We start from the raw sequence: 23474 nt of genomic DNA, 5'->3' as shown, positions 1-23474 counted from the left end.
TGCTTTTCATACAAGGAAGAAAAATGCAGCTGCCTTCGTCACTGATTTCTGTCGCGGATTCTGCGGTTCAAAACGCCGAGCAAGCGGGATACTTTCAACAATGGCCAAGTGAGATTGCCGAGCAGTTTCGTTTTGTCTCTGGCCTTAGCAAGTTCATTACCGAAGCGATTCATCGTGATGAGACACTCGCACAAAATTTGCCAAGCATGCTGGCAGAAAGCAGCCGACAACAAGCTTACGGTACACGCCTCGCCGATCTCTTAGCTGAATGCCAAGATGAAATGGCAGGCCACCGTGTGCTGCGTCAGTTCCGTAACCGCGAAATGGTCTACATTGCATGGAAAGACTTTACCCACACTTGGACACTCGAAGAGTCGCTCAGTCATTTGTCTCAATTGGCCGAAGCGATGATCTTCGAAACATACCAATGGCAGTACAAGATTTGCTGCAACGAGTGGGGCACGCCAACCAATGCGGAAGGTGAAGCGCAACCTATGCTGATCATCGGCATGGGCAAGCTTGGTGGCGGTGAGCTGAACTTCTCTTCTGATATCGACCTGATTTTCACTTATCCAGAAAACGGTGAGACCCAAGGCGCGCGCCGCAGTATTGCTAATGCGCAGTTCTTTACTCGCTTAGGCCAACGCATCATTAAAGCACTCGACCAACAAACCTTTGATGGCTTCTGTTACCGCGTGGACATGCGTTTGCGCCCGTTCGGTGAAAGTGGCCCGTTGGTGATGAGCTATGCGGCACTCGAAGACTATTACCAAGAACAGGGAAGGGATTGGGAACGCTACGCTATGATCAAAGCGCGCGTGATGGGCAGCGAGATGTATCCGCAATATCAAGAGTTGCGCCAGATGCTGCGTCCGTTTGTTTTCCGCCGTTATATCGACTTCAGTGCGATTCAATCCCTGCGCCGCATGAAATCCATGATCAGCAGTGAAGTGCGCCGTCGTGGTTTGAGCAACAACATCAAATTGGGCGCGGGCGGCATTCGTGAGATTGAGTTTATCGCTCAAGTGTTCCAGTTAATTCGTGGTGGTCGCGAGCCATCTTTACGTGGCCGTGGCCTGCTAGAAACCTTAAGTGCAATCGGTGAATTGGGTCAGCTAACTCAACCAGAGGTCGATAACCTTGAAGCGGCTTATAAGTACCTGCGCCAACTAGAAAACTTGCTGCAAGCGATGGCAGACAAGCAAACGCAAACTTTGCCCGATTGTGCAGACGAGCAGCTAAAACTTGCCACTGCAATGCGCTTTGATAGTTGGGATGCGCTCATTGCTCAAACTCAACAACACATGGCAAACGTGCATAAGGTGTTTGAAAGCTTGATTGGTGATGATGAAGAGGACGAAGCGGAAGTCGTCGCTCGTCATTTCCATGAGTTGTGGGACATGGCGACTAAACAAGACGTGCTTGAACACGTTCTACAAGAGGACATCAAAGCTGAGAACCCAGAACACTTGGCGAAAACCATCATGCAGTTCAAAGCGGATTTGGCGAAGAAGACACTTGGACCACGTGGCCGAGAAGTGCTGACCAAATTGATGCCAAAAGTGTTTGATGCAGTATTTGCCCACCCAGATGCGCAATTTGGTTTGCCGCGAGTTTTGCACTTGCTGCACAACATCTGTACTCGAACAACGTACCTTGAGTTGTTGGATGAGCATCCGGCGGCGTTAGTGCAATTGGTTCGCCTGTGTACCGCTAGCCCGATGATTTCAGAGCAGCTATCGCGTTACCCGATTCTGCTCGATGAGTTGATCGATCCTCAGCATCTGTACAACCCAATTCCACTCGATAGCTACCGAACAGAGCTACGTGACTTCCTTGCTCGCATTCCAGAGGATGATATGGAACAGCAGATGGAAGCGCTGCGTCAGTTTAAGCAAATCTGCATCCTCCGCATTGCGGCTGCCGATATTGCTGGCGTGTTGCCTGTAATGAAAGTAAGTGATCACTTAACCTACTTGGCAGAAGCGATTGTCGAAGCGGTAGTGAACCAAGCGTGGTTACAAGTGTCGGAAAAATATGGCGAACCGACGCATGTCAAAGATCGTGAAGGGAAGGGCTTTGCTGTCATTGGTTACGGGAAAGTTGGCGGCTGGGAGCTGGGCTATAACTCAGACCTTGATATCGTCTTCATGCACGATTGCCCAGTGAACGTCTATACCGATGGTAAGAAAGAAATCGATGGTCGCCAGTTCTATCTTCGTTTAGCGCAGCGCATCATTCATATTTTCTCGACCCGCACTGCATCAGGCATTCTGTACGAAGTGGATACTCGCTTACGTCCATCTGGCGCTTCAGGCTTGTTGGTAAGCCCAACCGATGCGTTTGACGACTACCAACATAAAGACGCTTGGACGTGGGAGCATCAAGCCCTAGTGCGTGCGCGCATGATTTATGGTGATGAGCCTTTGGCGATTGCCTTCCACAACACGCGTCATGACGTGCTGTGTAAACAGCGTGACCAAGACACGCTAAAGAAAGACGTGGTCGATATGCGTGAGAAAATGCGTGACCACTTGGGCGGGAAAAAGTCCGGTCGTTTTATGCTTAAGCAAGATAACGGCGGCATTACCGATATTGAATTTCTCGCTCAATACCTTGTGCTCAACTACAGTCACAGTAAGCCAAAGCTGATTCGCTGGTGCGATAATGTACGTATTTTTGAAACCCTGATTGCACAAGGTGTCATGGAAGAAGATCAAGCGATGCAACTGACGCGCGCATACACATCAATGCGTGACGAGATTCATCGTCGAAACTTGCTTAACTTGGATGCCGATGTGGCGGAAGAGAAATTTGTTGCAGAGCGAGAGTGGGTGAAGCAAGCATGGAATCAATGGTTTGCCTAAGCAGAAGTCGTGCACAAGGTTCAGCCTAGAAAAAGGCTGTGTTAAACTCACCGTGATTTAATTTTTGGAGACCAATAATGAAACCAATTCTACCTGATTACAACAGCGCTGGTGTGCTAATCATCGGTGATGTCATGCTAGATCGTTACTGGTATGGCCCGACTGGACGTATCTCTCCTGAAGCGCCAGTACCTGTTGTGAAAGTAGAAAACAATGAAGAGCGTCCGGGTGGTGCTGCGAACGTGGCAATGAACATTGCTTCACTTGGCGGTCACGCTCACATTGTTGGTCTAACGGGTATGGATGAGCCAGCGAAAGTACTGACGGAAACACTGAACTCGCTAAAAGTGAAATGCGATTTCGTTGCGCTGCCAGAGTACCCAACTATCACTAAGCTTCGCGTGATGAGCCGTGGTCAGCAATTGATTCGTCTGGATTTCGAAGACAAGTTCGAGAACACAGATGCTGAGCCAGTGCTGTCTCGCATGGAAACTGCACTACCAAGTGTGAAAGCTGTGATCATGTCTGACTACGCGAAAGGTTCCCTAGAGCACGTTCAGGCTTACATTCAGAAAGCACGCGCAGCAAACATCCCAGTATTCATTGACCCGAAAGGTGCGGACTTTGAACGCTACCGCGGAGCAACACTGCTTACTCCAAACATGAAAGAGTTCGAAGACGTTGTGGGTAAAGTGAAATCTGACCAAGAGCTAGTTGAGAAAGCACTGGCTTTGGTTGAAGAGTTCGAATTTGAAGCCCTATTGGTAACACGCAGCGAAAACGGTATGACCTTGATTCGCCGTGGGCAAGAGCCATTCCATTTGCCGACCCAAGCGAAAGAAGTGTACGACGTGACAGGCGCTGGTGACACAGTTATCTCTGTTCTTGCAGCATCTGTTGCTGCGGGTAAATCGTTTGAAGAAGCGTGCGCACTGGCAAACGCAGCCGCGGGTGTTGTGGTTGGTAAGCTGGGTACATCAACGCTGTCTGAGATTGAGTTGGCAGAAGCGATTCACGGTAGCCAAGACACAGACTACGGTGTGATTTCAGAACAAGCTCTGATTGAAGCAGTGAAGAAAGCACGTGCGAAAGGCGAGAAGGTTGTGATGACGAATGGTTGTTTCGACATTCTACACGCAGGCCACGTGTCTTACTTAAACCACGCAGCTGAGCTAGGCGACCGCCTAATTGTTGCAGTAAATACTGATGATTCCGTTAAGCGCCTAAAAGGCCCTGGTCGTCCAGTTAACCCAACCGATCGTCGTATGGCGGTATTGGCAGGTCTTGGTGCGGTAGATTGGGTAGTACCTTTCAGTGAAGACACCCCACAACGTTTGATCTCTGAAGTGTTGCCAAGCTTGCTAGTAAAAGGTGGCGATTACAAACCAGAAGAGATCGCTGGTGGTAAAGAAGTGATTGCTGCTGGTGGTGAAGTTCGCGTACTGAACTTTGAAGACGGTTGCTCAACCAGCGAAATCATTAACGCTATCAAAGGTGGTAAGGGCTAATTCCTTTCTCATTAAACTGGCTACTACAAACTAATTACTAAGGGTCGCTTTCTAGCGGCCTTTGTTGTTTTTGGAGGAGTGATTCTAACCACAAGCGCATTCCAGTCCTCCCCCTTTTCAAGGGGGAGTTAGAGGGGGTTAACCCTCTCCTTCGAAAGAGGAAGGGCTCTAAAGCGCACTTGGCTTGGTTATTTACCCCAATAAAAAACGCCAGCTGAAAAATCAGCTGGCGTCTTGCGTTACTTATCTATCGATGTTTATTTTACTGGCTTAAGGCCTGCATCAACATCTAGGATATCTTGCTCGCTCAGTGTACCTACCGCTTGACGTAGCTGAAGGCCAGCAAGAATGTAGTTGTAACGAGCGTCTGATAGGTTCTTGTTAGCATCGTATAGACGACGAGTTGCGTCTAGTACATCAACGATAGTACGAGTACCTACATCGAAGCCTGCTTCTGTTGCTTCAAGCGCAGATTGTGCTGACACTACAGATTGCTCGTACGCTTTTAGTGCGCCGATAGAAGCGTTGATGTTGTTGTTCTGTGCACGCACTTCTTTCACAACACCACGGTATTCTTTCTCTAGTTCTTCACTTGCTGACACATAGCCGTATTCTGCTTGTTTCACTTCAGACGTTGTACGACCACCTGTGTATAGCGGCACAGCGAGGTTCACGCCAACATTGAAGCCATCAGCCGTTTGGTCGTTACTACTATCTGTTGTATCCGCATAGTTGTAACCACCGTCTAGTGATAGCGTCGGTAGGTGACCAGAGCTTGCTAGCGAAATGTTATCGCGAGCGATGTCTTGTGCGATACGTGCAGACAGTAGGCTCAGGTTAGTTGTTTTCGCTTCTTCAATCAGAGCTTCTGCTGGCTCAGAAGAGCGGCTTGCAGAGAAACGAGCAGTGTCTAGAACGTTCAGGTTCTTGTGCTCTTGGCCTGTGATTTCACGTAGTGATTCGTAGCTGTTGATCAGATCGTTTTCTGCCAATACTTCATCGGCTAGTACTGCATCGTACTGTGCTTGTGCATCATGTACGTCAGTGATCGCAGATAGACCCACTTCAAAACGTTGCTTAGTTTGTTCTAGCTGACGGCCAACGGCTGCTTTTTCTGCACGAACAAATACTAAGTTATCTTGTGCACGTAGTACTTCAAAATAAGCTTGAGAAACACGAAGGATCAAACCTTGTTGCGTAGCCGCGTACGTTGCATCTGCGCGACGTGCTGTTTTCTCTGCGGTATCTAGAGTGATCCAAGATGCACGGTTGTACAGCTCTTGAGTAAACCCAACGCCTGCAGATAATTGATTATTATCAGTCGAGACCTTACCTGACGAGTCTTTGTCTAGGTCACCTCTGTTGATATCATAACCCGCAGTTAAGTTGATTTGTGGTAGTAGGGCACTGCGGCTAGAGTTGATTGCTTCAAAAGCTTGATCACGCTGCGCTGCTACACTGAGCAATTGAGGGTCGTTTTGTTTTGCTAAGTCATAGATTTCAGCAAGAGAGTCTGCCCATGCAGATGTGCTCATACTGCCTAGCGCTGCACTGATAAATAGTGGAAGCAGTTTTTTCATTTTCTATTCCCGCGGTCTATAGATTGGTTAATTCTCAGTAGTTTAACTCAATTTGGACGATATTTACTCGAAACTTTGCACTTTTTTACACGTAATTATCCACTTGTGCAATAAGTAATTGGCAAAGGCTTAAAATAATTTATAACTATTGTACAAAAAGTTGAGCCAAGTCCTTTGAGCAAGCGAATAACAATGAGTAAACTACAAGATTCACTCAGAGAGGTGCTGAATGCAACAGTGTGACAAGCAACAAAACGATCTTACTTCCCAAGATGTGGAAATAATCTCGAAAGAAACTGTGTTTAAAGGTTTCTTTAAAATGGTGAAATACCGTTTTAAGCATAGGTTATTCGCCGGTGGTTGGAGTGGGGTTGTCGAACGAGAAATGTTCGAACGTGGTCATGCTGCCGCCATGCTCCCGTATGATCCTGTGACTGATCAGGTTGTGATCATTGAACAGATCAGAGTGGGAGCTTTGGAGCATTCACACCCATGGCAGTACGAGATTGTCGCTGGCATGATTGATCGTGACGAATCTGCTGAAGAGGTGATTCGTCGAGAAGCGGAAGAGGAAGCGGGTATTCAAGTCGGACGTGTAGCTTCTGTCACCTCTTATTATCCTTCTTCTGGCGGCTGTTCTGAAAAGCTGGATGTATTCATTGGTGAAGTGGATGCAACTAAAGCGCATGGCATTCATGGTTTAGACTATGAGAATGAAGATATTCGAGTCCATGTCATGAGTCGTGAAACCGCGTATCAGTGGGTGAAAGATGGAAAATTCGAAAACGGTGCCTCAATCATTGCTCTTCAATGGTTGCAGTTAAATCACCAAGAATTGACATCGCAATGGGAAGTTTCCCCGAAAGTGGAGAGTAAGTAATGGCACAAGTAGCTGAAAAACAGCGATACCATGTCGACTTAGCCGGTCTAATGAGAACTTATGAGACCAACTACGCTAAGTTGAACGCCTTGTTGCCTGCCTCTGCTGAAGTTGGTGATGTTCGCTGCTATCAAGCGGCAAACATGGTTTACCAACTGACCGTGAATGAAATCACAAAATACACCACAGTTGTTGAGATATGTCAGAGTGATGAAACACCAGTGTTTCCTTTACCGACGATGTCTGTCAGGCTTTATCACGATGCGAGAGTTGCTGAAGTATGCTCAAGCGGAGAGTTTTCTCGCATCAAAGCTAAATATGATTATCCCAACGACCAGTTGATGCAGAAAGATGAAAAGCATCAACTTAATACGTTCCTTGGTGAATGGCTGACATTCTGTTTACGAAGTGGCATTAGTAGAACGCCACTTGCCTTCAATTGATTGTCATGTCACTAAAGGAAAATAACTAAAAACTATATAGTGGACGAATCAGGTTTTCATTTTGCAATCATCTAGTGACAGCATAAAGCTATTACAAATCACGGATACTCACCTGTTTGAGGCAGATGAGGGCAGTTTGCTGAGCGTAAGAACCGCTGACAGCTTCGCCGCCGTGGTACAAGAGATTCTTAATCACCAAGTGCAGTATGAATACATTTTGGCAACGGGTGATATTTCACAAGACCATAGTGCCGAGTCTTACCAGCGTTTTGCTGAGGGTATCGCGCCGCTGAAAAAAGATTGTTTCTGGCTTCCAGGCAACCACGACTATAAGCCAAATATGGGCAGTGTACTGCCATCTCCTCAAATTCAAGCTGCTGAGCATGTGATGCTTGGTGAGCATTGGCAGTTAGTCTTATTGGATTCACAAGTGGTGGGGGTACCCCACGGACGTTTGAGTGACCAACAGTTAGCACTGTTAGAAGAAAAACTAGCAGAAAACCCGCAAAGACATACCTTGGTGTTATTACACCACCACCCATTGTTGGTAGGAAGTGCTTGGTTAGATCAGCATGCATTAAAAGATGCGGATGCTTTCTGGCAAGTGGTGGACCGTTTTGAGAACGTAAAAGGCATTTTATGTGGTCATGTGCACCAAGACATGAATGTTCTTTATAATGGCATCCGCGTGATGGCAACGCCGTCGACTTGTGTGCAATTCAAACCGGACTCCGATGATTTTGCACTGGATACAGAATCACCAGGTTGGCGAGAACTTGAGTTGCACAGTAATGGTGACATTACCACAGAAGTCAACCGACTACCCGATGGCCAATTCCAGCCAGACTTTAATTCAAACGGATACTAATCATTATCACGCCCGAACCTTATGTTCGGGCTTACTTTTTTAACGTGAGGCGATCATGAGCAAACCTTCTTTGCTGCTTTATATCCATGGCTTTAACAGCTCGCCGCTTTCCATGAAAGCGAACCTGATGAAAGCGTACTGTGAACAGCAGCGACCGGATATCAAGGTTGTCGTACCTCAACTACCTTGTTTCCCTGAACTGGCTGCTCAATGTTTGCTTGAGATCGTTGAGCAACATCAAGACGACTACAACATTGGCCTTGTTGGCAGTTCGCTAGGCGGTTACATGTCAACGTGGCTAAATGCGAAATTTGGTTTTCGAGCCGTCGTCGTAAACCCAGCAGTAAAGCCTTATGAATTGCTGGTGGATTACCTTGGTGAGCAAACCAACCCGTATACGCACGAAACCTATACACTTGAAGCTTGTCATATTGACGAGCTAAAAGCACTTGATGTACAAAGCATCGCGTCGCCTGAGTCTTTCTGGTTGTTACAGCAAACGGAAGACGAGGTTTTGGACTATCGCCAGGCCGTAGAAAAGTTCGCGCAAGCGAAACAAACGGTAGAAGAAGGTGGTGATCACAGTTTTATCGGCTTTGAGCGTTATCCTGCTCAAATCATTGAATTCCTAAAACTGTAATACTATCGAGACGATTGGAATAGGCTCATAGTTTTAATTGCCATATCCAACCGTTTCTTGACATAGTTGGCAGGCTTTCCGACTATGTTTTGCCAAAAAAGATCTTAAGGGTATGAAGCCCTGACTACTTTGTTATGCATGACCTTATCTTTGATAAGCACGCAGACGGGGTAGCTTTTTCGTTTCTCGAGTACGCCTGCACATTCGCGGGGCTCGGGTTACAAGTAAACTTTGAGAACAATTCCGTATTATGACTGAACAATATAATGCTGGTGCCATTGAAGTACTGAATGGCTTAGAGCCAGTACGTCGCCGACCAGGGATGTATACGGATACAGCGCGCCCAAACCACTTGGGCCAAGAAGTTATCGATAACAGTGTCGATGAAGCGCTAGCCGGACATGCCTCAAAAGTACAAGTCATCCTACATGCTGACCAATCACTAGAAGTGATCGATGATGGTCGAGGCATGCCTGTTGATATCCACCCAGAAGAGAAGGTATCAGGTGTTGAACTGATCCTATGTAAGCTTCACGCAGGTGGTAAATTCTCTAATAAGAACTACCAATTCTCTGGTGGTCTACACGGTGTAGGTATCTCAGTAGTAAACGCGTTGTCTAAGCGTGTTGAAGTGACCGTCCGTCGTGACGGTCAAGTGTATGAGATTGCTTTTGAACACGGTGATAAGGTTTCTGACCTAACGGTTACGGGCACATGTGGCCGTCGCAACCGTGGTACCAGTGTACACTTCTGGCCAGATGCAAAGTACTTTGATTCTGCAAACTTCTCGGTAACACGTTTGGTGAATAACCTACGTGCGAAAGCAGTACTTTGCCCGGGTCTAGAGATTACGTTTACCGATAAAGTAAACAACAAAGACTACAAATGGCACTACGAAGATGGTCTTAAAGACTATCTAGCGGAAGGTGTGAAAGGTTATCCAGTTATCCCTGAAGAACCATTTACTGGTGAGTTCTCAGCAGAAACTGAAGCGGCAAACTGGGCGGTAATCTGGCAGCCTGAAGGCGGCGAGATGATCACGGAAAGCTACGTGAACCTTATCCCAACCGCACAAGGTGGTACACACGTAAACGGTCTACGCCAAGGCTTGCTTGATGCAATGCGTGAGTTCTGTGAATTCCGTAACTTATTGCCTCGTGGCGTGAAGCTAACGGGTGATGACGTTTTCGACCGCTGTTCTTACGTTCTGTCAGTTAAGATTCAAGATCCGCAATTTGCGGGTCAGACGAAAGAGCGTTTGTCTTCTCGTCAGACGGCTGCCTTTGTCTCTGGTGTCGTAAAAGACGCATTCAGCCTATGGTTGAACGAAAAGCCGCAGCTGGCTGAACAGTTAGCGGAAGTGTGTATCGCTAACGCACACCGTCGTATGCGCGCGAGCAAAAAGGTTGTACGTAAGAAGGTCGCATCAGGTCCTGCACTGCCAGGCAAACTGACCGACTGTTCTGTACAAGACCTTAACCGCACCGAAATCTTCTTCGTAGAGGGTGACTCGGCGGGTGGTTCTGCTAAACAAGCACGTGATCGTGAGTTCCAAGCGGTGATGCCACTGCGCGGTAAAATCCTGAATACGTGGGAAGTCTCTGCAGACCAAGTGCTTGCATCTCAAGAGGTCCACGACATCTCAGTTGCTTTGGGTATCGACCCAGACAGCGACAACCTAGACAGCCTGCGTTACGGTAAGATCTGTATCCTTGCCGATGCGGACTCGGATGGTCTACACATCGCAACGCTATTGTGTGCTCTGTTTACTCGTCACTTCCGTGCTCTTGTTGAAGCTGGTCATATCTACGTAGCGATGCCGCCTCTGTACCGTATCGACTGTGGCAAAGAAGTATTCTATGCCCTAGACGATGACGAAAAAGATGGCGTACTAGAGCGCTTGTCGAAGAAGAAAGCCAAAATCAACGTGCAACGATTCAAAGGTCTGGGTGAGATGAACCCACTTCAGTTGCGCGAAACAACCATGGATCCAAACACGCGTCGTCTGGTTCAGTTAACCATTGATGACTCGGCGGCGACCATGGAAATGATGGACATGCTGCTTGGTAAGAAACGAGCAGATGATCGTCGTTCTTGGCTACAAAACAACGGCGATATGGCAGAGGTTTAACGGATGTCTACAGAAATTACTTACGATGGCGTTGAACAGTTGCCAATGCGCAAGTTCACCGAAGACGCTTATCTGAACTACTCGATGTACGTAATCATGGACCGCGCATTGCCATACATTGGCGATGGTTTGAAGCCGGTTCAACGACGCATCATTTACGCAATGTCGGAACTTGGTCTTTCGGCATCAGCGAAATACAAAAAATCAGCACGTACCGTTGGTGACGTGTTGGGTAAATACCACCCGCACGGTGACTCTGCATGTTACGAAGCGATGGTATTGATGGCACAGCCATTCTCTTACCGTTACCCATTGGTTGACGGTCAAGGTAACTGGGGTGCGCCAGATGATCCGAAATCATTCGCGGCAATGCGTTATACCGAAGCAAAACTGTCTAAGTTTGCCGAAGTACTGCTGGGCGAATTAGGTCAGGGTACGGTTGAATGGCAACCTAACTTTGATGGCACAATGAAAGAGCCACAAATGTTGCCTGCACGTCTGCCTCATATCCTGCTAAACGGTGTTACTGGTATCGCGGTTGGTATGGCGACAGATATCCCGCCTCACAACGTTCGTGAAGTGGCGGATGCGACCATTCATTTGATCGACAACCCGAAGGCGGAACTGCCTGATGTGATGCAGTTCGTTAAAGGTCCGGATTACCCAACAGAAGCAGAAATCATCTCGCCACAAGCAGATATTGAGAAGATTTACCGTAACGGTCGTGGCAGCATCAAGATGCGCGCGGTATGGCACAAAGAAGGTTCAGATATCGTGATCACTTCTCTGCCACACCAAGTATCAGGTGCGAAACTGCTTGAGCAAATCGCTAACCAAATGCGCGCTAAGAAGCTGCCAATGGTTGATGACCTTCGCGATGAATCGGATCACGAGAACCCAACGCGTATCGTTGTGGTTCCAAAGTCAAACCGCGTAGATTGCGATCTGTTGATGAACCACTTGTTCGCTTCAACCGATCTTGAGCGCAGCTACCGCGTTAACTTGAACATGATTGGTTTGGATAACCGTCCTCAAGTTAAAGGTCTGGTTCAAATTCTGTCTGAGTGGATCGAGTTCCGTCGCACGACTGTACGTCGTCGTCTACAACACCGCCTAGACAAAGTCATGGCTCGTCTACACATCTTGGAAGGTTTGTTGGTTGCTTACCTAAACCTAGATGAAGTGATTGAGATCATTCGTACTGAAGACGATCCAAAAGCAGTGCTGATGGAACGCTTTGGCATTACCGATATCCAAGCGGATGCGATTCTAGATACTAAACTTCGTCACCTAGCCAAACTAGAAGAGATGAAGATCCGTGGTGAGCAAGACGAGCTAGAGAAAGAACGTGAGAAGCTAGAACAGCTACTAGGTTCTGAGCGTCGTCTGAACACACTACTGAAGAAAGAAATCAAAGCAGACGCAGAGAAATACGGTGATGATCGTCGTTCTCCAATGGTTGAACGTGCAGAAGCAAAAGCGTTGACTGAACGCGACCTAGTACCAAGCGAGCCAATCACGGTTGTGCTTTCTGAGAAAGGTTGGATTCGTCACGCGAAAGGTCACGATGTGGATGCAGAAGGCTTGAGCTACAAGTCTGGCGATAAATACCTAGCGCACGCGCGCGGTAAGAGTAACCAGCAAGCGGTATTCTTTGGCAGTGATGGCCGAAGCTACTCACTTGAGTCGCATTCACTACCGTCAGCACGAAGCCAAGGTGAACCGATTACTGGTCGCTTGAATATCACTGCGGGCAGCAATATTCGCCAAGTGATCATGGGTGAAGAAGAGCAATTATGGCTGGTGGGTTCTGATGCGGGTTACGGCTTTGTATGTAAAGGCTCAGACTTGTTATCGAAGAACCGCAGCGGTAAAGCATTGGTGACGTTACCGGCCAACTCTGAGGTGATGACACCGAAGACGATTGCTGATTTGGATTCGGATGAAATTTTAGCGATTACCAACCAAGGTCGTATGTTGTTGTTCCCAATTAAAGACCTACCGCAATTGGCGAAAGGTAAGGGTAACAAGATCATCAACATTCCAGCGGCGAAGGCGAAAGAGCGTGAAGAGGTGCTTTCTCACTTGATGGCTCTGCCACAAGGCGCGTCTCTAACCTTGTATGCAGGTAAGCGTAAACTAGGCTTGAAACCTGCTGACCTTGAGAACTTCCGTGGTGAACGCGGACGTCGAGGCAGCTTACTGCCACGTGGTTTACAACGCGTAACACGAATTGAAATTGAGATGGGCGGAAGTCCTGAGGTTTCAGAAGAGCCAAGCGATAGCGAATAACGCACAAATAAAAATCCCAGCCAATGGCTGGGATTTTTTTATGCTTCTTGTTTGTCTTCGGCGATGGTGACTTTTAAGTTCATTTCTTTACCCTTGCGGATAATGCCAACATCGACGGAGGTGCCCGGACGTAAGTCAGTGACGATGTCCATCACGCTTTGCCTTCCTTGAACTTTCGTACCGTTAATACTGATGATGATGTCTTGTTTCTCAAAACCAGCATCACTCGCAGGACCATTCGGGTCAATGCCTAACACCACGATGCCACCAATGTGTTCGTTACCTAATAAGCGAGCAGTTACTGCATTAATATCTTGCCCATCAATGCCAATATAGCCTCGGATTACGCGGCCATCAGCAATGATCTTCTGCATGATCTTGTTTGCCAGAGGGGCTGGGATAGCAAAAGAAATACCGTAGGTCTCAAGATCGGTTGCTTGCTGAAAAGAAGCGGTGTTGATACCAACCAATTCACCTTGCGTGTTGACCAAAGCCCCACCTGAGTTACCTTCGTTGATTGCTGCATCGGTTTGGATAAAGGCTTGGCGACCATCACTGATCGACGAACGACCTGTTGCTGAAATAATACCGAATGTGGTGGTTTGACCTAAGTTGTACGGGTTGCCAATTGCTAGGACGACATCACCAACTCGAGGTTTGTATTCTGGATTTAGTGGGATAACAGGCAGGTTAGTGCCTTCAACACGTAAGATCGCAATGTCTGTACGCTTGTCTGTACCTACCAATTGAGCAGCAGCAACACGACCATCTTGCAAGGCTACGACGATTTGGTCAGCTTGAGCCACTACGTGATAGTTGGTAATGATGTAACCTTTTTCGCTAACAATAACGCCAGAGCCCAAGCCTTGAGTTGAAAGCTTGCTGCGGTCATTTTCCACATACTTACGGCTGTAGATATTCACTACCGCGGGCGCTGCCTTTCTTACCGCTTGGTTAAAAGACACCTCGAGTGACGCGATGTTGCTTGGTTGTGGATCAACAAGTGCGGTTGGGATGACATTGCTGCGCAAAGATGGAACGGCGAGTAATACAATGACGGCAGTTGCTAAGCCTAAAAAGACAGAACGTAACAAAAAGCTAAGCATAACCTCTCCATGATTGAGCGCCCAATTGGCATAGAAAACTGAAGGATAGCATTACATTTAAAAATAACAAAAGGGCAAGACGTGATCGTCCTGCCCTTTTAAAAAACCATGACATAAGCAAAGCATTCGAGTGTCATCACGCATTAAATGACGGATGCTACTCCTTCGCTTCTATTTGTGTGATTGGTTTATCACTTAACCCTGTTAACGGATAACCAAGTAAACCGTGCGATCACCACGTTGAACGTTTATCGCGAGCACACCTTTGTGTTTTTCAACAATCGCGCGCAGTTCTGCTAAATTCTTCACACGCTTACGGTTAACACCAATAATGATGTCATCTTGTGCTAGTTGGTATTGTGCCGCTGGAGAGTTTTCAGCCACACTAGTCACCTTAACACCTTGGATTTTATCGCTTGGCGTGGTGTTGCTTAGTTCTGCACCTTTAAGGCCTTCGTGAAGCGTTTCCGCCTTCGCTTTTATATTGGTAGATTCATCTAACGTCACATCGAAGGACTTCTTCTTACCATCACGAATCACACCCAATGTGATCTCTTTGCCCGCACCGAGCGTTGCGACTTTTGCGCGTAACTCGGAGAAGGTATCAATCGACTTACCGTTTACGGAAGTAATCACATCACCGGCTTTTAGGCCTGCTTTATCTGCAGCGCTGTCAGGTACTACTTGACTAACAAATGCGCCTTTACTCGATTCATAGCCTAATGCTTCTGCTAGCTCTGAAGTGACTTCACCACCTTGTACGCCCAACATGCCGCGTTTCACTTCACCAAACTCTAGAATTTGGTCAGTTAAGTTTTTCATCATATTAGATGGAATAGCAAAACCGATCCCAACATTACCGCCATTCGGACCAAGAATTGCCGTATTGATACCGATCAGTTCACCATTAAGGTTAACCAAAGCACCGCCAGAGTTACCGCTGTTGATGGCCGCATCTGTTTGGATGAAATTCTCGAAGTTCTCCACATTCAAGCCGCTTCGACCGAGTGCTGAGACGATACCCGAAGTAACGGTTTGACCAAGGCCAAATGGGTTACCAATCGCAACCGTGAAATCACCAACGCGCAGTTTGTCTGAGTCGGCGACTTTAATCTGAGTCAGATCTTTTGCTTTCTCCAGTTTGAGTAGAGCAATGTCTGACATTTCATCTCCACCCACTAATTTTGCATCGTACTCTCGACCATCGTACAAACGGACACGGATGTCATCAGCGCCTTTAATTACATGGTAGTTTGTGACGATTTGCCCTTTGTCCGCGTTAATAATAACGCCAGAGCCCAAGCCTCGGAATGGACGCTCACGAGTTTGCTCTGTTGGAAACTCAGGCCCAAAGAAGAACTGAAACTGCTCTGGGATACGGCTGGTTTGAACTTGTTTACCTTCAACCGCAATACTCACAACCGCAGGGGTCACTTTTTCGAGCATCGGGGCAAGGCTAGGTAACTGCTCCCCATCCACACTTAACGGCAGCGCCGCAGTCGCAGTAATTGGGGTGATGATTGAACCCAAGCTTAAAGATAGAACGGTTAGCGCAAGCAATGGTTTTTTCATCCAATAACTCCTCTTGAAACAGGTCTGTCAAAAAGAAATATCCGAACCGTTAGTTCTATACGGTTATTTAGTTATATAGGGATTAATTCGGATAATCAAAAGGTGGCGACAGCACACAGGTTGTTAGAGATGAGTTGCTTAAGAAAAGTTCAAAAAGGGTCAATACAAATTGATAAGAAATGTGTATGTATTGACCCAGTTAGGTAGGAAAGAGGGGATTAAGACGCTTTAGCAGTGACAGCTTCTGGTGCGTCGATGATTTCTTTTTCCTGATCCTTTAAAAGACCTGTTGCGCCGTTGGCGTAGTCTTTTGGTTGTTCGTTGACGTCGGATTGGTCTTCTTCAATCTGTTCAGTCGACATCGCAGTCTTCTTATCAAACGGATTGTCTTGCTCAGGCAAGTTAGGCAGAAGTTCTGAAGACGTCTTTGCCATGTGTTGGTACAGCTTGGTGTAGTCTTTACCTAAGGTATCCAACATTTCTGCAGTTTGTGCAAAGTGATCGACGAGCTCTTGACGTTGTTGCTCTAGCTCAAACTTGGCAGCTTCCAGCTCTTTTTGCACAGACTTTTGTTTTTTGTATTCGGGGGTGGTTAGTCTACTAATGACTACGCCTACGATTGTACCGACCAGCAAACCCACAATGGCATAAATCCAAGGCATAACTGCTCCTTATAGTTGTTTTAACAAGTCTTTTACTACTTAGTTACACGCGGTGCTAGTCCATGTTACTATGGCTTGAACAGCCGATAAAGAAAAATAGCGGTAAGTCTTCGGGGACTGATATCCACATCTCTCTATTCTCAAAGCTGACCCCGAGGTGACAATTTTTTCTGTACCTCTGATACGACTCAATGCCATGACACCATTACAACGATACCAACAAGACATAGCAGAGCATGGATTCCAGCGTGACGAAGCACAAAATAATGCTGTCGTTGCTTTAGACAACCTTTACCATGCGATTGCAGAATTCCAGTCTGCGCCTATTCCTCAGCTTAGCACTTGGCAGAAATTACTGGGTAAAAAGCCTGAGATGCCAGAACCACCAAAAGGCTTGTACTTTTGGGGAGGAGTAGGGCGGGGTAAAACTTACCTCATGGATGCGTTTTTTGACGCCTTGCCGACAGAAAGAAAGATGCGCGTGCATTTTCACCGTTTTATGTATCGTGTGCATGATGAGCTCAAGCGTTTAGGTGAAGTGGAAAATCCGCTGTCAAAAGTGGCCGATTTATTCAAGAAAGAAGCGGATGTGGTCTGTTTTGATGAATTCTTCGTTTCCGATATCACAGATGCGATGATCTTAGCGACCTTGTTGCAAGAGATGTTTAAGCGACAAATGATTTTAGTCGCGACGTCGAACATTGAACCAGAAAACTTGTATCGTAATGGCTTGCAACGGGCGCGCTTCTTACCTGCGATAGACATGATCATTCAGCGCTGTGACGTGCTTAATGTCGACAGTGGAGTGGATTACCGCCTAAGAACGTTGCAACAAGCCGAAATCTATCATTATCCGTTGGATGAGCAGGCGTCTATTAATCTTAATACGTATTACCAACAGTTGATTGGTGAAAGAAAAGTTGCTGCATACAGCATCGAAATCAACCATCGAGAAGTGGCGGTAATAGAGGCCAGCGATGGTGTGCTACATGCTTCTTTTGAACAACTGTGTCAAACCCCACGTAGTCAAAACGATTACATTGAATTATCGCGTATTTACCATACCGTCTTGCTGGCGGACGTGAAGCAGATGGATAGCAAGATAGATGATGCTGCAAGACGCTTTATTGCATTGGTCGATGAATTCTACGAACGTAACGTTAAGTTGATTATTTCTGCTGAAGTTGCAATGGAGTTCCTTTATACACAAGGACAGTTAGAGTTCGAATTTAAACGTTGCTTGTCTCGACTGATAGAAATGCAGAGTCACGAATACCTTGCTAGAGAGCATCTGGCGTAAAAAACAGCAACTCATCTTAAAAAAGTGAAGAAAAAATTAGTGATTTGGCGCAAAAAAAGGTGATTTTTTCTTCGCTCTTCTCTATAATCCTGCGACCCACCGTTACTGCAGACCTGAATATCGAAGTTATTTCGGCATAGAAGGTCGAGAGTACCAACGACTCGAAGGGGTGATGACTGGGCTCTTAGACAGTGTGGGAACACAATACTGTGTTCCTTTAAAGTTTAAAATTTAATTAACGGGTTATTATTAGCATGAAAACTTTCGTTGCTAAACCAGAAACTGTAAAACGCGACTGGTATGTTGTAGACGCAGAGGGTAAAACTCTTGGCCGTCTAGCAAGTGAAATTGCATCTCGCCTACGTGGCAAACATAAAGCTGAATACACTCCTCACGTTGACACTGGTGATTACATCATCGTTATCAACGCTGAGAAAGTTGCTGTAACTGGCAACAAAGCTAAAGGCAAAGTGTACTACCGTCACTCTGAATTCCCAGGTGGTCTAAAATCTATCACTTTTGAAAAGTTGATCGATCGTAAACCTGAGATGGTTCTTGAGCTAGCAGTTAAAGGCATGCTTCCACGTGGTCCTCTAGGCCGTGCTATGTACCGTAAGCTTAAAGTTTACGCGGGCGCTGAGCACAACCATGTTGCTCAACAACCACAAGTACTAGACATCTAATTGGGGATTTCGAAAATGGCAGAGAATCAATACTACGGCACTGGCCGTCGCAAAAGCTCAGCTGCGCGTGTTTTCATCAAACCAGGCAGCGGCAACATCGTAATCAACAAGCGTAGCCTTGATGAGTACTTCGGTCGTCCAACTTCTCGCATGGTTGTTAAACAACCTCTTGAGCTAGTTGAACTAACTGAGAAGCTAGACCTATACGTTACTGTTAAAGGTGGCGGTATTTCTGGTCAAGCTGGTGCTATCCGTCACGGTATCACTCGCGCTCTTATGGAGTACGATGAGTCTCTACGTCCTACTCTACGTGCAGCTGGTTACGTTACTCGTGACGCTCGTTGCGTTGAACGTAAGAAAGTTGGTCTACGTAAAGCACGTCGTCGTCCACAGTTCTCTAAGCGTTAATTTCCTCTTATCGGAAATTTATGCTGTTCCAGAGTTACTTTGGAAACTGTGCATCAAAGCTCGGCTATATGCCGAGCTTTTTGTTTTTCTAAAGCTTGAAAAGTCCGTTTTTCCTTTTGTATTTGTTTTCACATTCTTGCTTAATATCCTCGCAACATTTGATCGTTTTATCTGCAAGTTTTCTGGTTTTCTTCGTGCTACAAAACTGAGATAACAAAAGTGGAGGACTCCTTCACATTCTTGAAAGATCTTTCTATCTAATTGGCTGAAAACAGCCGAAACACAAGGCTTTTTATCTCGTTTATAGCCATTCTTCGTTTCGCTTTCTTGTTACAAATCACATCTATTTTTTATAATTTTGCCGCTTTTGTGACGGCGTGAGCGATTTGCCTCACAATTGTTACAAAAAGGTAGCTTTATCTTGTCAAAAAGTAGGGTTTTCTTTATCATTTCCCCCCAATAAATAGAACTAAATTCATTATTTGTTAGCCATGCTCTTATAAGCGGAATAATAACGATCCAAAGGGAGCAAATGGGAGAATGTTTGGATGAGCAACGCGCCTTTAAATAACGGTCGCAGGCGTTTTCTAACCGCTACAACGGCAGTTGTTGGTGGATTAGGGGCAGCTGCCGTCGCCGTGCCTTTTATCAAATCATGGAATCCGAGTGCCAAAGCAAAAGCTGCAGGTGCACCGGTGGAAGTGGATATCAGTAAAATCGAAGCCGGTCAGATGGTTCGTGTTGAGTGGCAAGGTAAGCCTGTATGGGTTGTACGTCGTACTCAAGAAGTGGTGGATAACCTAAAGAACATCGACGGACAGCTTCGTGACCCACAATCAGAAATGGAACAACAGCCAGTTTATGCTCAGAATGCGCATCGTTCGATCAAGCCTGAGTATTTCGTGGCAGTTGGCTTCTGTACTCACTTAGGTTGCTCACCGACCTATCTACCTGACACGTTCTCAGAGCAAGTCCAAGGCGTTAAGTCTGGCTTCTTCTGTCCATGTCATGGTTCTAAATTCGATATGGCTGGTCGAGTGTTCCAAGGTGTTCCTGCACCTCTGAACCTTGTGGTTCCAAAGCACATGTATTTGAGTGATACGAAGCTCATGATCGGTGTTGATGAGGGAGACGCATAATGCAAGCACTACTAGACTGGGTTGAAAAACGAATTCCAGCGATGAATGCTTATAAAAAGCATTTGTCTGAATACCCAATGCCTAAGAACTTCAACTTTTGGTACCTTTTCGGTTCTCTGGCAATGTTGGTACTGGTTAACCAAATCCTTACGGGTATCTGGTTAACAATGAACTACGTTCCATCTGGTGATGGTGCGTTTGCTTCTATCGAATACATCATGCGTGACGTTGATTACGGCTGGTTGCTGCGTTATATGCACTCAACTGGCGCATCAGCGTTTTTCGTTGTTGTTTACCTGCACATGTTCCGTGGTCTGATTTACGGTTCATACCAAAAGCCTCGTGAGCTACTTTGGATCTTCGGTATGTTGATCTTCTTGGTTCTAATGGCAGAAGCCTTCATGGGTTACCTATTACCATGGGGTCAGATGTCATACTGGGGTGCTCAGGTAATCATTTCTCTGTTTGGTGCGATTCCTGTCATCGGTGACGACTTAACACTTTGGATCCGTGGTGACTACATCATCTCTGGTGCAACGCTGAACCGTTTCTTCGCACTACACGTTATTGCACTACCTATTGTTCTGCTTCTTCTTGTTGTATTGCACGTATTGGCACTGCACGAAGTTGGCTCTAACAACCCGGATGGTATCGAGACTAAGCTGCCAAAAGGTTCAATGGGCGACGATTACGAAACGCAATTCAAGTTCCACGATTACTACACGAAGAAATACGACATCATCGATTCGATTCCTTTCCACCCGTACGGTACGGTTAAGGACTTGGTTGGTGTCGCTGGTTTCTTGTTCTTCTTCTGTTACGTGCTGTTCTTCAACCCAGAGATGGGTGGATACTTCCTTGAGCCGCCTAACTTTGAAGCTGCAAACCCACTGAAGACACCTGAGCACATCGCTCCTGTATGGTACTTCACACCGTTCTACGCGATCTTACGTGCGGTTCCAGACAAACTATTGGGTGTAATCCTAATGGGTGCGTCAATTGCAGTACTGTTTGTTCTACCTTGGTTGGACCGTTGTAAAGTGCGTTCATACCGTTACCGTAGCAAGCTGCACCTGTTGAATATTGTTCAGTTCACTATCGCCTTTATCGCTCTGGGTATTTTGGGTGCACTACCGGCAACGCCGCTGTACACAATTCTGTCTCAGATCTTTAGCTTGTGTTACTTCATGTTTTTTGTACTGCTGTTCTTCTACAGCAAAAATGAAGCAACCAAACCATTACCAGAGAGGGTGACATTCAAATGAAGAAGTGGATTGTAATTCTATTTGCTATGTTGCCATCTCTCGCGATGGCAGCGGGTGCCAACGTACCGCTAGACAAGGCGAACGTGGACCTATCGGATAAAGCTTCGCTACAAAACGGCGCGAAGCTATTCATGAACTACTGTTTTGCTTGTCACTCAACGCAATACCAGCGTTACGAGCGAGTAGCGACAGACTTGGATATTCCTGCTGACCTAATGAAGGAAAACCTGATTTTTGATCCTGAAGCGAAAATCGGTGACCTAATGGTAAATGCGATGCCTGCGAAGCAAGCGGGGGACTGGTTTGGTGCACCGCCACCGGATCTAACACTTGTGGCTCGAGTTCGTGGTGCAGACTGGCTATACACTTACCTGCGCTCTTTCTATGTTGACCCATCTCGCCCATTTGGCGTGAACAACATTGTTTTCCCAAGCGTTGGTATGCCGCACGTTCTTGAAGAACTTCAAGGCATCCCGACACCAGTTTACGGCACAAAAGTTGTGGACGGTGAAGAAGTACAAGTGGTTGTTGGTACTGAAACTAACGGTACGGGGGAGCTAAGCTCTGGCGAGTATGATAAAGCAGTTGGTGACCTAGTGAACTTCCTAGTTTACTCCGGTGACCCAGTTCAGCTAGAGCGTCATGCGCTTGGTTGGTGGGTAATGGGCTTCCTAGTTCTACTAACAATTGTTGTCGTGATGCTCAAGAAAGAGTATTGGCGTGATGTGCATTAATTGTGCTATCATACCGTGCTAATTCCCAATTTTAATTGACGAATAATGGAGGCTTAGCCTCCATTATTTTTATTTGTAAGTGTGCTGGAGGGCTCCATGGCTGTAGCTGCCAATAAACGTTCTGTGATGACTCTTTTCTCAAGTGCATCAGATTTGTATAGCCATCAGGTTCGCATCGTATTAGCTGAAAAAGGCGTAAGTGTTGAAGTTGAGCTTGTTGATGAAGCTAACCTTCCTGCTGAGCTTGTGGAACTGAACCCATACAAGTCAGTACCAACTCTTGTGGACCGTGAGCTAGCTCTTTACGATTCAAAAATCATCATGGAGTACTTGGACGAGCGTTTCCCTCATCCACCTCTAATGCCTGTTTACCCAGTTGCTCGTGGTAACAGCCGTCTGATGATGTACCGTATTGAACGCAACTGGTACTCACTAGCTGAAAAGGTTGTTAAAGGTAACGCGGAAGAATCAGAAAAAGCACGTACTAAACTACGTAACGATCTTCTGACTCTTGCACCAATCTTTGCAGAATACGAATACTTCATGAGTGAAGAGTTCAGTCTAATCGATTGTTACCTAGCTCCACTATTGTGGCGTCTACCTCAACTAGGTATCGACCTTGTAGGCCCTGGTTCTAAAGAGATCAAAGTTTACATGAACCGCGTATTTGAACGTGATTCATTCCTTGCTTCTCTAACTGAAGCTGAACGTGAAATGCGTCTAGTTCGCTAAGCGATTTAGATAACACGTTATGGATATTGCAAAAATGACTGCTCGCCGTCCGTACATGCTTCGCGCATTCTACGAGTGGCTAGTAGACAATGACTTAACTCCACACTTGGTGGTTGATGCAACCATGCCAGGTGTGCGTGTACCAGTTGAGTTTGTTCAAGATGGGCAAATCATCTTGAACATTGCTCCACGTGCTGTTGGTCAACTTGAGTTGGGTAATGATGCGATTACCTTCCACGCTCGTTTTAGTGGTCGTCCGCATTCGGTTATCGTGCCTGTTTACGCTGTACAAGCGATTTACGCACGTGAGAATGGTGCTGGCACCATGTTTGAACCAGAAGAAGCATACACCCATATTGAAGAGGAAGGGATTGTCGAAGAAGAGCAATCTCCAACTTTCACTACGGTGAATGAAGAACCTGAAATCGTGGACTCTGAGTCTGAAGAGGAAGAAACACCTCGCCCGAAAGGCAGACCAAGCTTACGAGTTATCAAATAAAAAAAGCAGCGTCGATACGCTAATGCCGTTCACTTAAGGTGATCGGCATTGTTTTTTCTAGGGTATCGGCTTGGCTTTTTCTTAACGACTCTAGGGAAGGATCTTTCTCTCCTAGGTTCAAGTATTAAGCTCTCACTCATTGAGTAGAAGTGTTGGAGTTGCCTC

The 23474-nt window shown here is 46.4% G+C and carries 20 protein-coding genes; 16 read left to right on the top strand and 4 right to left on the bottom strand.

Features of this window, described 5'->3' with window-relative positions:
• Positions 1–23: 23 nt before the first annotated feature.
• Together glnE and hldE are read left to right on the top strand one after the other, a co-directional pair.
• On the top strand, positions 24–2867 hold the full coding sequence (gene glnE, locus QTO06_RS18795; RefSeq protein WP_331409343.1) for a bifunctional [glutamate--ammonia ligase]-adenylyl-L-tyrosine phosphorylase/[glutamate--ammonia-ligase] adenylyltransferase: 2844 nt from the start codon (positions 24–26) through the stop codon (positions 2865–2867).
• Positions 2868–2944: 77 nt separating this feature from the next.
• A complete protein-coding gene (gene hldE, locus QTO06_RS18790; RefSeq protein ID WP_005436078.1) occupies positions 2945–4375 on the top strand; it encodes a bifunctional D-glycero-beta-D-manno-heptose-7-phosphate kinase/D-glycero-beta-D-manno-heptose 1-phosphate adenylyltransferase HldE in 1431 nt (476 codons plus the stop codon).
• A gap of 257 nt (positions 4376–4632) precedes the next feature.
• On the opposite strand, the gene tolC is transcribed toward hldE, so the two are convergent.
• Positions 4633–5955 carry an outer membrane channel protein TolC gene (gene tolC, locus QTO06_RS18785; RefSeq protein ID WP_331409342.1) on the bottom strand — a complete coding sequence of 441 codons (1323 nt, stop codon included), beginning with the start codon at positions 5953–5955 and terminating at the stop codon, positions 4633–4635.
• Between the two features lie 229 nt (positions 5956–6184).
• On the opposite strand from tolC, the gene nudF reads away from it, so the two are divergent.
• The 6 genes from nudF (at position 6185) to parC (ending at position 13209) form a co-directional block, all read left to right on the top strand.
• Positions 6185–6835 (top strand): ADP-ribose diphosphatase, encoded by a 651-nt coding sequence (nudF, locus tag QTO06_RS18780; RefSeq protein ID WP_331409341.1) that lies wholly within the window; start codon positions 6185–6187, stop codon positions 6833–6835.
• Positions 6835–7278, top strand: coding sequence for a DUF1249 family protein (locus tag QTO06_RS18775; RefSeq protein ID WP_005395930.1), 444 nt, complete (start codon positions 6835–6837; stop codon positions 7276–7278). Before nudF ends, QTO06_RS18775 begins: the two co-directional genes overlap by 1 nt.
• A 61-nt stretch (positions 7279–7339) precedes the next feature.
• Positions 7340–8146, top strand: coding sequence for a 3',5'-cyclic-AMP phosphodiesterase (gene cpdA, locus QTO06_RS18770; RefSeq protein WP_038890839.1), 807 nt, complete (start codon positions 7340–7342; stop codon positions 8144–8146).
• A gap of 55 nt (positions 8147–8201) precedes the next feature.
• Positions 8202–8786 carry an esterase YqiA gene (yqiA, locus tag QTO06_RS18765; protein ID WP_010445817.1) on the top strand — a complete coding sequence of 195 codons (585 nt, stop codon included), beginning with the start codon at positions 8202–8204 and terminating at the stop codon, positions 8784–8786.
• A 250-nt stretch (positions 8787–9036) separates the two neighbouring features.
• On the top strand, positions 9037–10917 hold the full coding sequence (gene parE / locus QTO06_RS18760) for a DNA topoisomerase IV subunit B (RefSeq protein ID WP_331409339.1): 1881 nt from the start codon (positions 9037–9039) through the stop codon (positions 10915–10917).
• Positions 10918–10920: 3 nt separating this feature from the next.
• Complete coding sequence (parC, locus tag QTO06_RS18755; protein WP_038890837.1) at positions 10921–13209, top strand: DNA topoisomerase IV subunit A; 2289 nt, start codon at positions 10921–10923, stop codon at positions 13207–13209.
• 38 nt (positions 13210–13247) lie between these two features.
• Here the strand turns inward: parC and degS are convergent, their stop codons facing one another.
• The 3 genes from degS to zapG form a co-directional block, all read right to left on the bottom strand.
• Positions 13248–14315 (bottom strand): outer membrane-stress sensor serine endopeptidase DegS, encoded by a 1068-nt coding sequence (degS, locus tag QTO06_RS18750; protein WP_331409337.1) that lies wholly within the window; start codon positions 14313–14315, stop codon positions 13248–13250.
• A gap of 204 nt (positions 14316–14519) precedes the next feature.
• Positions 14520–15887 carry a Do family serine endopeptidase gene (locus QTO06_RS18745; RefSeq protein ID WP_331409336.1) on the bottom strand — a complete coding sequence of 456 codons (1368 nt, stop codon included), beginning with the start codon at positions 15885–15887 and terminating at the stop codon, positions 14520–14522.
• Positions 15888–16105: 218 nt separating this feature from the next.
• On the bottom strand, positions 16106–16549 hold the full coding sequence (zapG, locus tag QTO06_RS18740) for a Z-ring associated protein ZapG (protein ID WP_039984585.1): 444 nt from the start codon (positions 16547–16549) through the stop codon (positions 16106–16108).
• 196 nt (positions 16550–16745) lie between these two features.
• On the opposite strand from zapG, the gene zapE reads away from it, so the two are divergent.
• The 8 genes from zapE (at position 16746) to sspB (ending at position 23309) form a co-directional block, all read left to right on the top strand.
• Positions 16746–17849, top strand: coding sequence for a cell division protein ZapE (zapE, locus tag QTO06_RS18735; RefSeq protein WP_331409335.1), 1104 nt, complete (start codon positions 16746–16748; stop codon positions 17847–17849).
• Between the two features lie 254 nt (positions 17850–18103).
• A complete protein-coding gene (rplM, locus tag QTO06_RS18730; RefSeq protein WP_005436093.1) occupies positions 18104–18532 on the top strand; it encodes a 50S ribosomal protein L13 in 429 nt (142 codons plus the stop codon).
• Between the two features lie 15 nt (positions 18533–18547).
• Positions 18548–18940, top strand: coding sequence for a 30S ribosomal protein S9 (gene rpsI / locus QTO06_RS18725; protein WP_005436094.1), 393 nt, complete (start codon positions 18548–18550; stop codon positions 18938–18940).
• A gap of 548 nt (positions 18941–19488) precedes the next feature.
• Positions 19489–20079, top strand: a complete 591-nt coding sequence (petA, locus tag QTO06_RS18720) for a ubiquinol-cytochrome c reductase iron-sulfur subunit (protein WP_005436095.1) — start codon at positions 19489–19491, stop codon at positions 20077–20079.
• The gene (locus tag QTO06_RS18715) at positions 20079–21344 is read left to right on the top strand and encodes a cytochrome b (protein WP_005436097.1); all 1266 of its coding nucleotides are present in this window, start codon (positions 20079–20081) and stop codon (positions 21342–21344) included. The genes petA and QTO06_RS18715 overlap by 1 nt, the downstream gene beginning before the upstream one ends.
• On the top strand, positions 21341–22078 hold the full coding sequence (locus QTO06_RS18710) for a cytochrome c1 (protein WP_005436103.1): 738 nt from the start codon (positions 21341–21343) through the stop codon (positions 22076–22078). Before QTO06_RS18715 ends, QTO06_RS18710 begins: the two co-directional genes overlap by 4 nt.
• A gap of 96 nt (positions 22079–22174) precedes the next feature.
• A complete protein-coding gene (sspA, locus tag QTO06_RS18705) occupies positions 22175–22810 on the top strand; it encodes a stringent starvation protein SspA (RefSeq protein WP_005436105.1) in 636 nt (211 codons plus the stop codon).
• A 19-nt stretch (positions 22811–22829) separates the two neighbouring features.
• A complete protein-coding gene (gene sspB, locus QTO06_RS18700) occupies positions 22830–23309 on the top strand; it encodes a ClpXP protease specificity-enhancing factor (protein WP_039842398.1) in 480 nt (159 codons plus the stop codon).
• Positions 23310–23474: the final 165 nt, after the last annotated feature.

It is taken from the genome of Vibrio sp. M260121, from assembly GCF_036533715.1.
GTDB lineage: Bacteria > Pseudomonadota > Gammaproteobacteria > Enterobacterales > Vibrionaceae > Vibrio.
Note: the sequence above shows the minus strand (reverse complement) of the source record. Positions and strands in the feature narration are given on the sequence as shown.

Coding starts and splice junctions, on each gene's coding strand:
- QTO06_RS18715 (WP_005436097.1), top strand. CDS start 20,079: ATGCAAGCACTACTAGACTGGGTTGAAAAACGAATTCCAGCGATGAAT.
- QTO06_RS18745 (WP_331409336.1), bottom strand. CDS start 15,887: ATGAAAAAACCATTGCTTGCGCTAACCGTTCTATCTTTAAGCTTGGGT.
- QTO06_RS18775 (WP_005395930.1), top strand. CDS start 6,835: ATGGCACAAGTAGCTGAAAAACAGCGATACCATGTCGACTTAGCCGGT.
- sspA (WP_005436105.1), top strand. CDS start 22,175: ATGGCTGTAGCTGCCAATAAACGTTCTGTGATGACTCTTTTCTCAAGT.
- degS (WP_331409337.1), bottom strand. CDS start 14,315: ATGCTTAGCTTTTTGTTACGTTCTGTCTTTTTAGGCTTAGCAACTGCC.
- tolC (WP_331409342.1), bottom strand. CDS start 5,955: ATGAAAAAACTGCTTCCACTATTTATCAGTGCAGCGCTAGGCAGTATG.
- hldE (WP_005436078.1), top strand. CDS start 2,945: ATGAAACCAATTCTACCTGATTACAACAGCGCTGGTGTGCTAATCATC.
- sspB (WP_039842398.1), top strand. CDS start 22,830: ATGGATATTGCAAAAATGACTGCTCGCCGTCCGTACATGCTTCGCGCA.
- rplM (WP_005436093.1), top strand. CDS start 18,104: ATGAAAACTTTCGTTGCTAAACCAGAAACTGTAAAACGCGACTGGTAT.
- yqiA (WP_010445817.1), top strand. CDS start 8,202: ATGAGCAAACCTTCTTTGCTGCTTTATATCCATGGCTTTAACAGCTCG.
- parC (WP_038890837.1), top strand. CDS start 10,921: ATGTCTACAGAAATTACTTACGATGGCGTTGAACAGTTGCCAATGCGC.
- zapG (WP_039984585.1), bottom strand. CDS start 16,549: ATGCCTTGGATTTATGCCATTGTGGGTTTGCTGGTCGGTACAATCGTA.
- petA (WP_005436095.1), top strand. CDS start 19,489: ATGAGCAACGCGCCTTTAAATAACGGTCGCAGGCGTTTTCTAACCGCT.
- nudF (WP_331409341.1), top strand. CDS start 6,185: ATGCAACAGTGTGACAAGCAACAAAACGATCTTACTTCCCAAGATGTG.
- parE (WP_331409339.1), top strand. CDS start 9,037: ATGACTGAACAATATAATGCTGGTGCCATTGAAGTACTGAATGGCTTA.
- rpsI (WP_005436094.1), top strand. CDS start 18,548: ATGGCAGAGAATCAATACTACGGCACTGGCCGTCGCAAAAGCTCAGCT.
- glnE (WP_331409343.1), top strand. CDS start 24: ATGCAGCTGCCTTCGTCACTGATTTCTGTCGCGGATTCTGCGGTTCAA.
- zapE (WP_331409335.1), top strand. CDS start 16,746: ATGACACCATTACAACGATACCAACAAGACATAGCAGAGCATGGATTC.
- QTO06_RS18710 (WP_005436103.1), top strand. CDS start 21,341: ATGAAGAAGTGGATTGTAATTCTATTTGCTATGTTGCCATCTCTCGCG.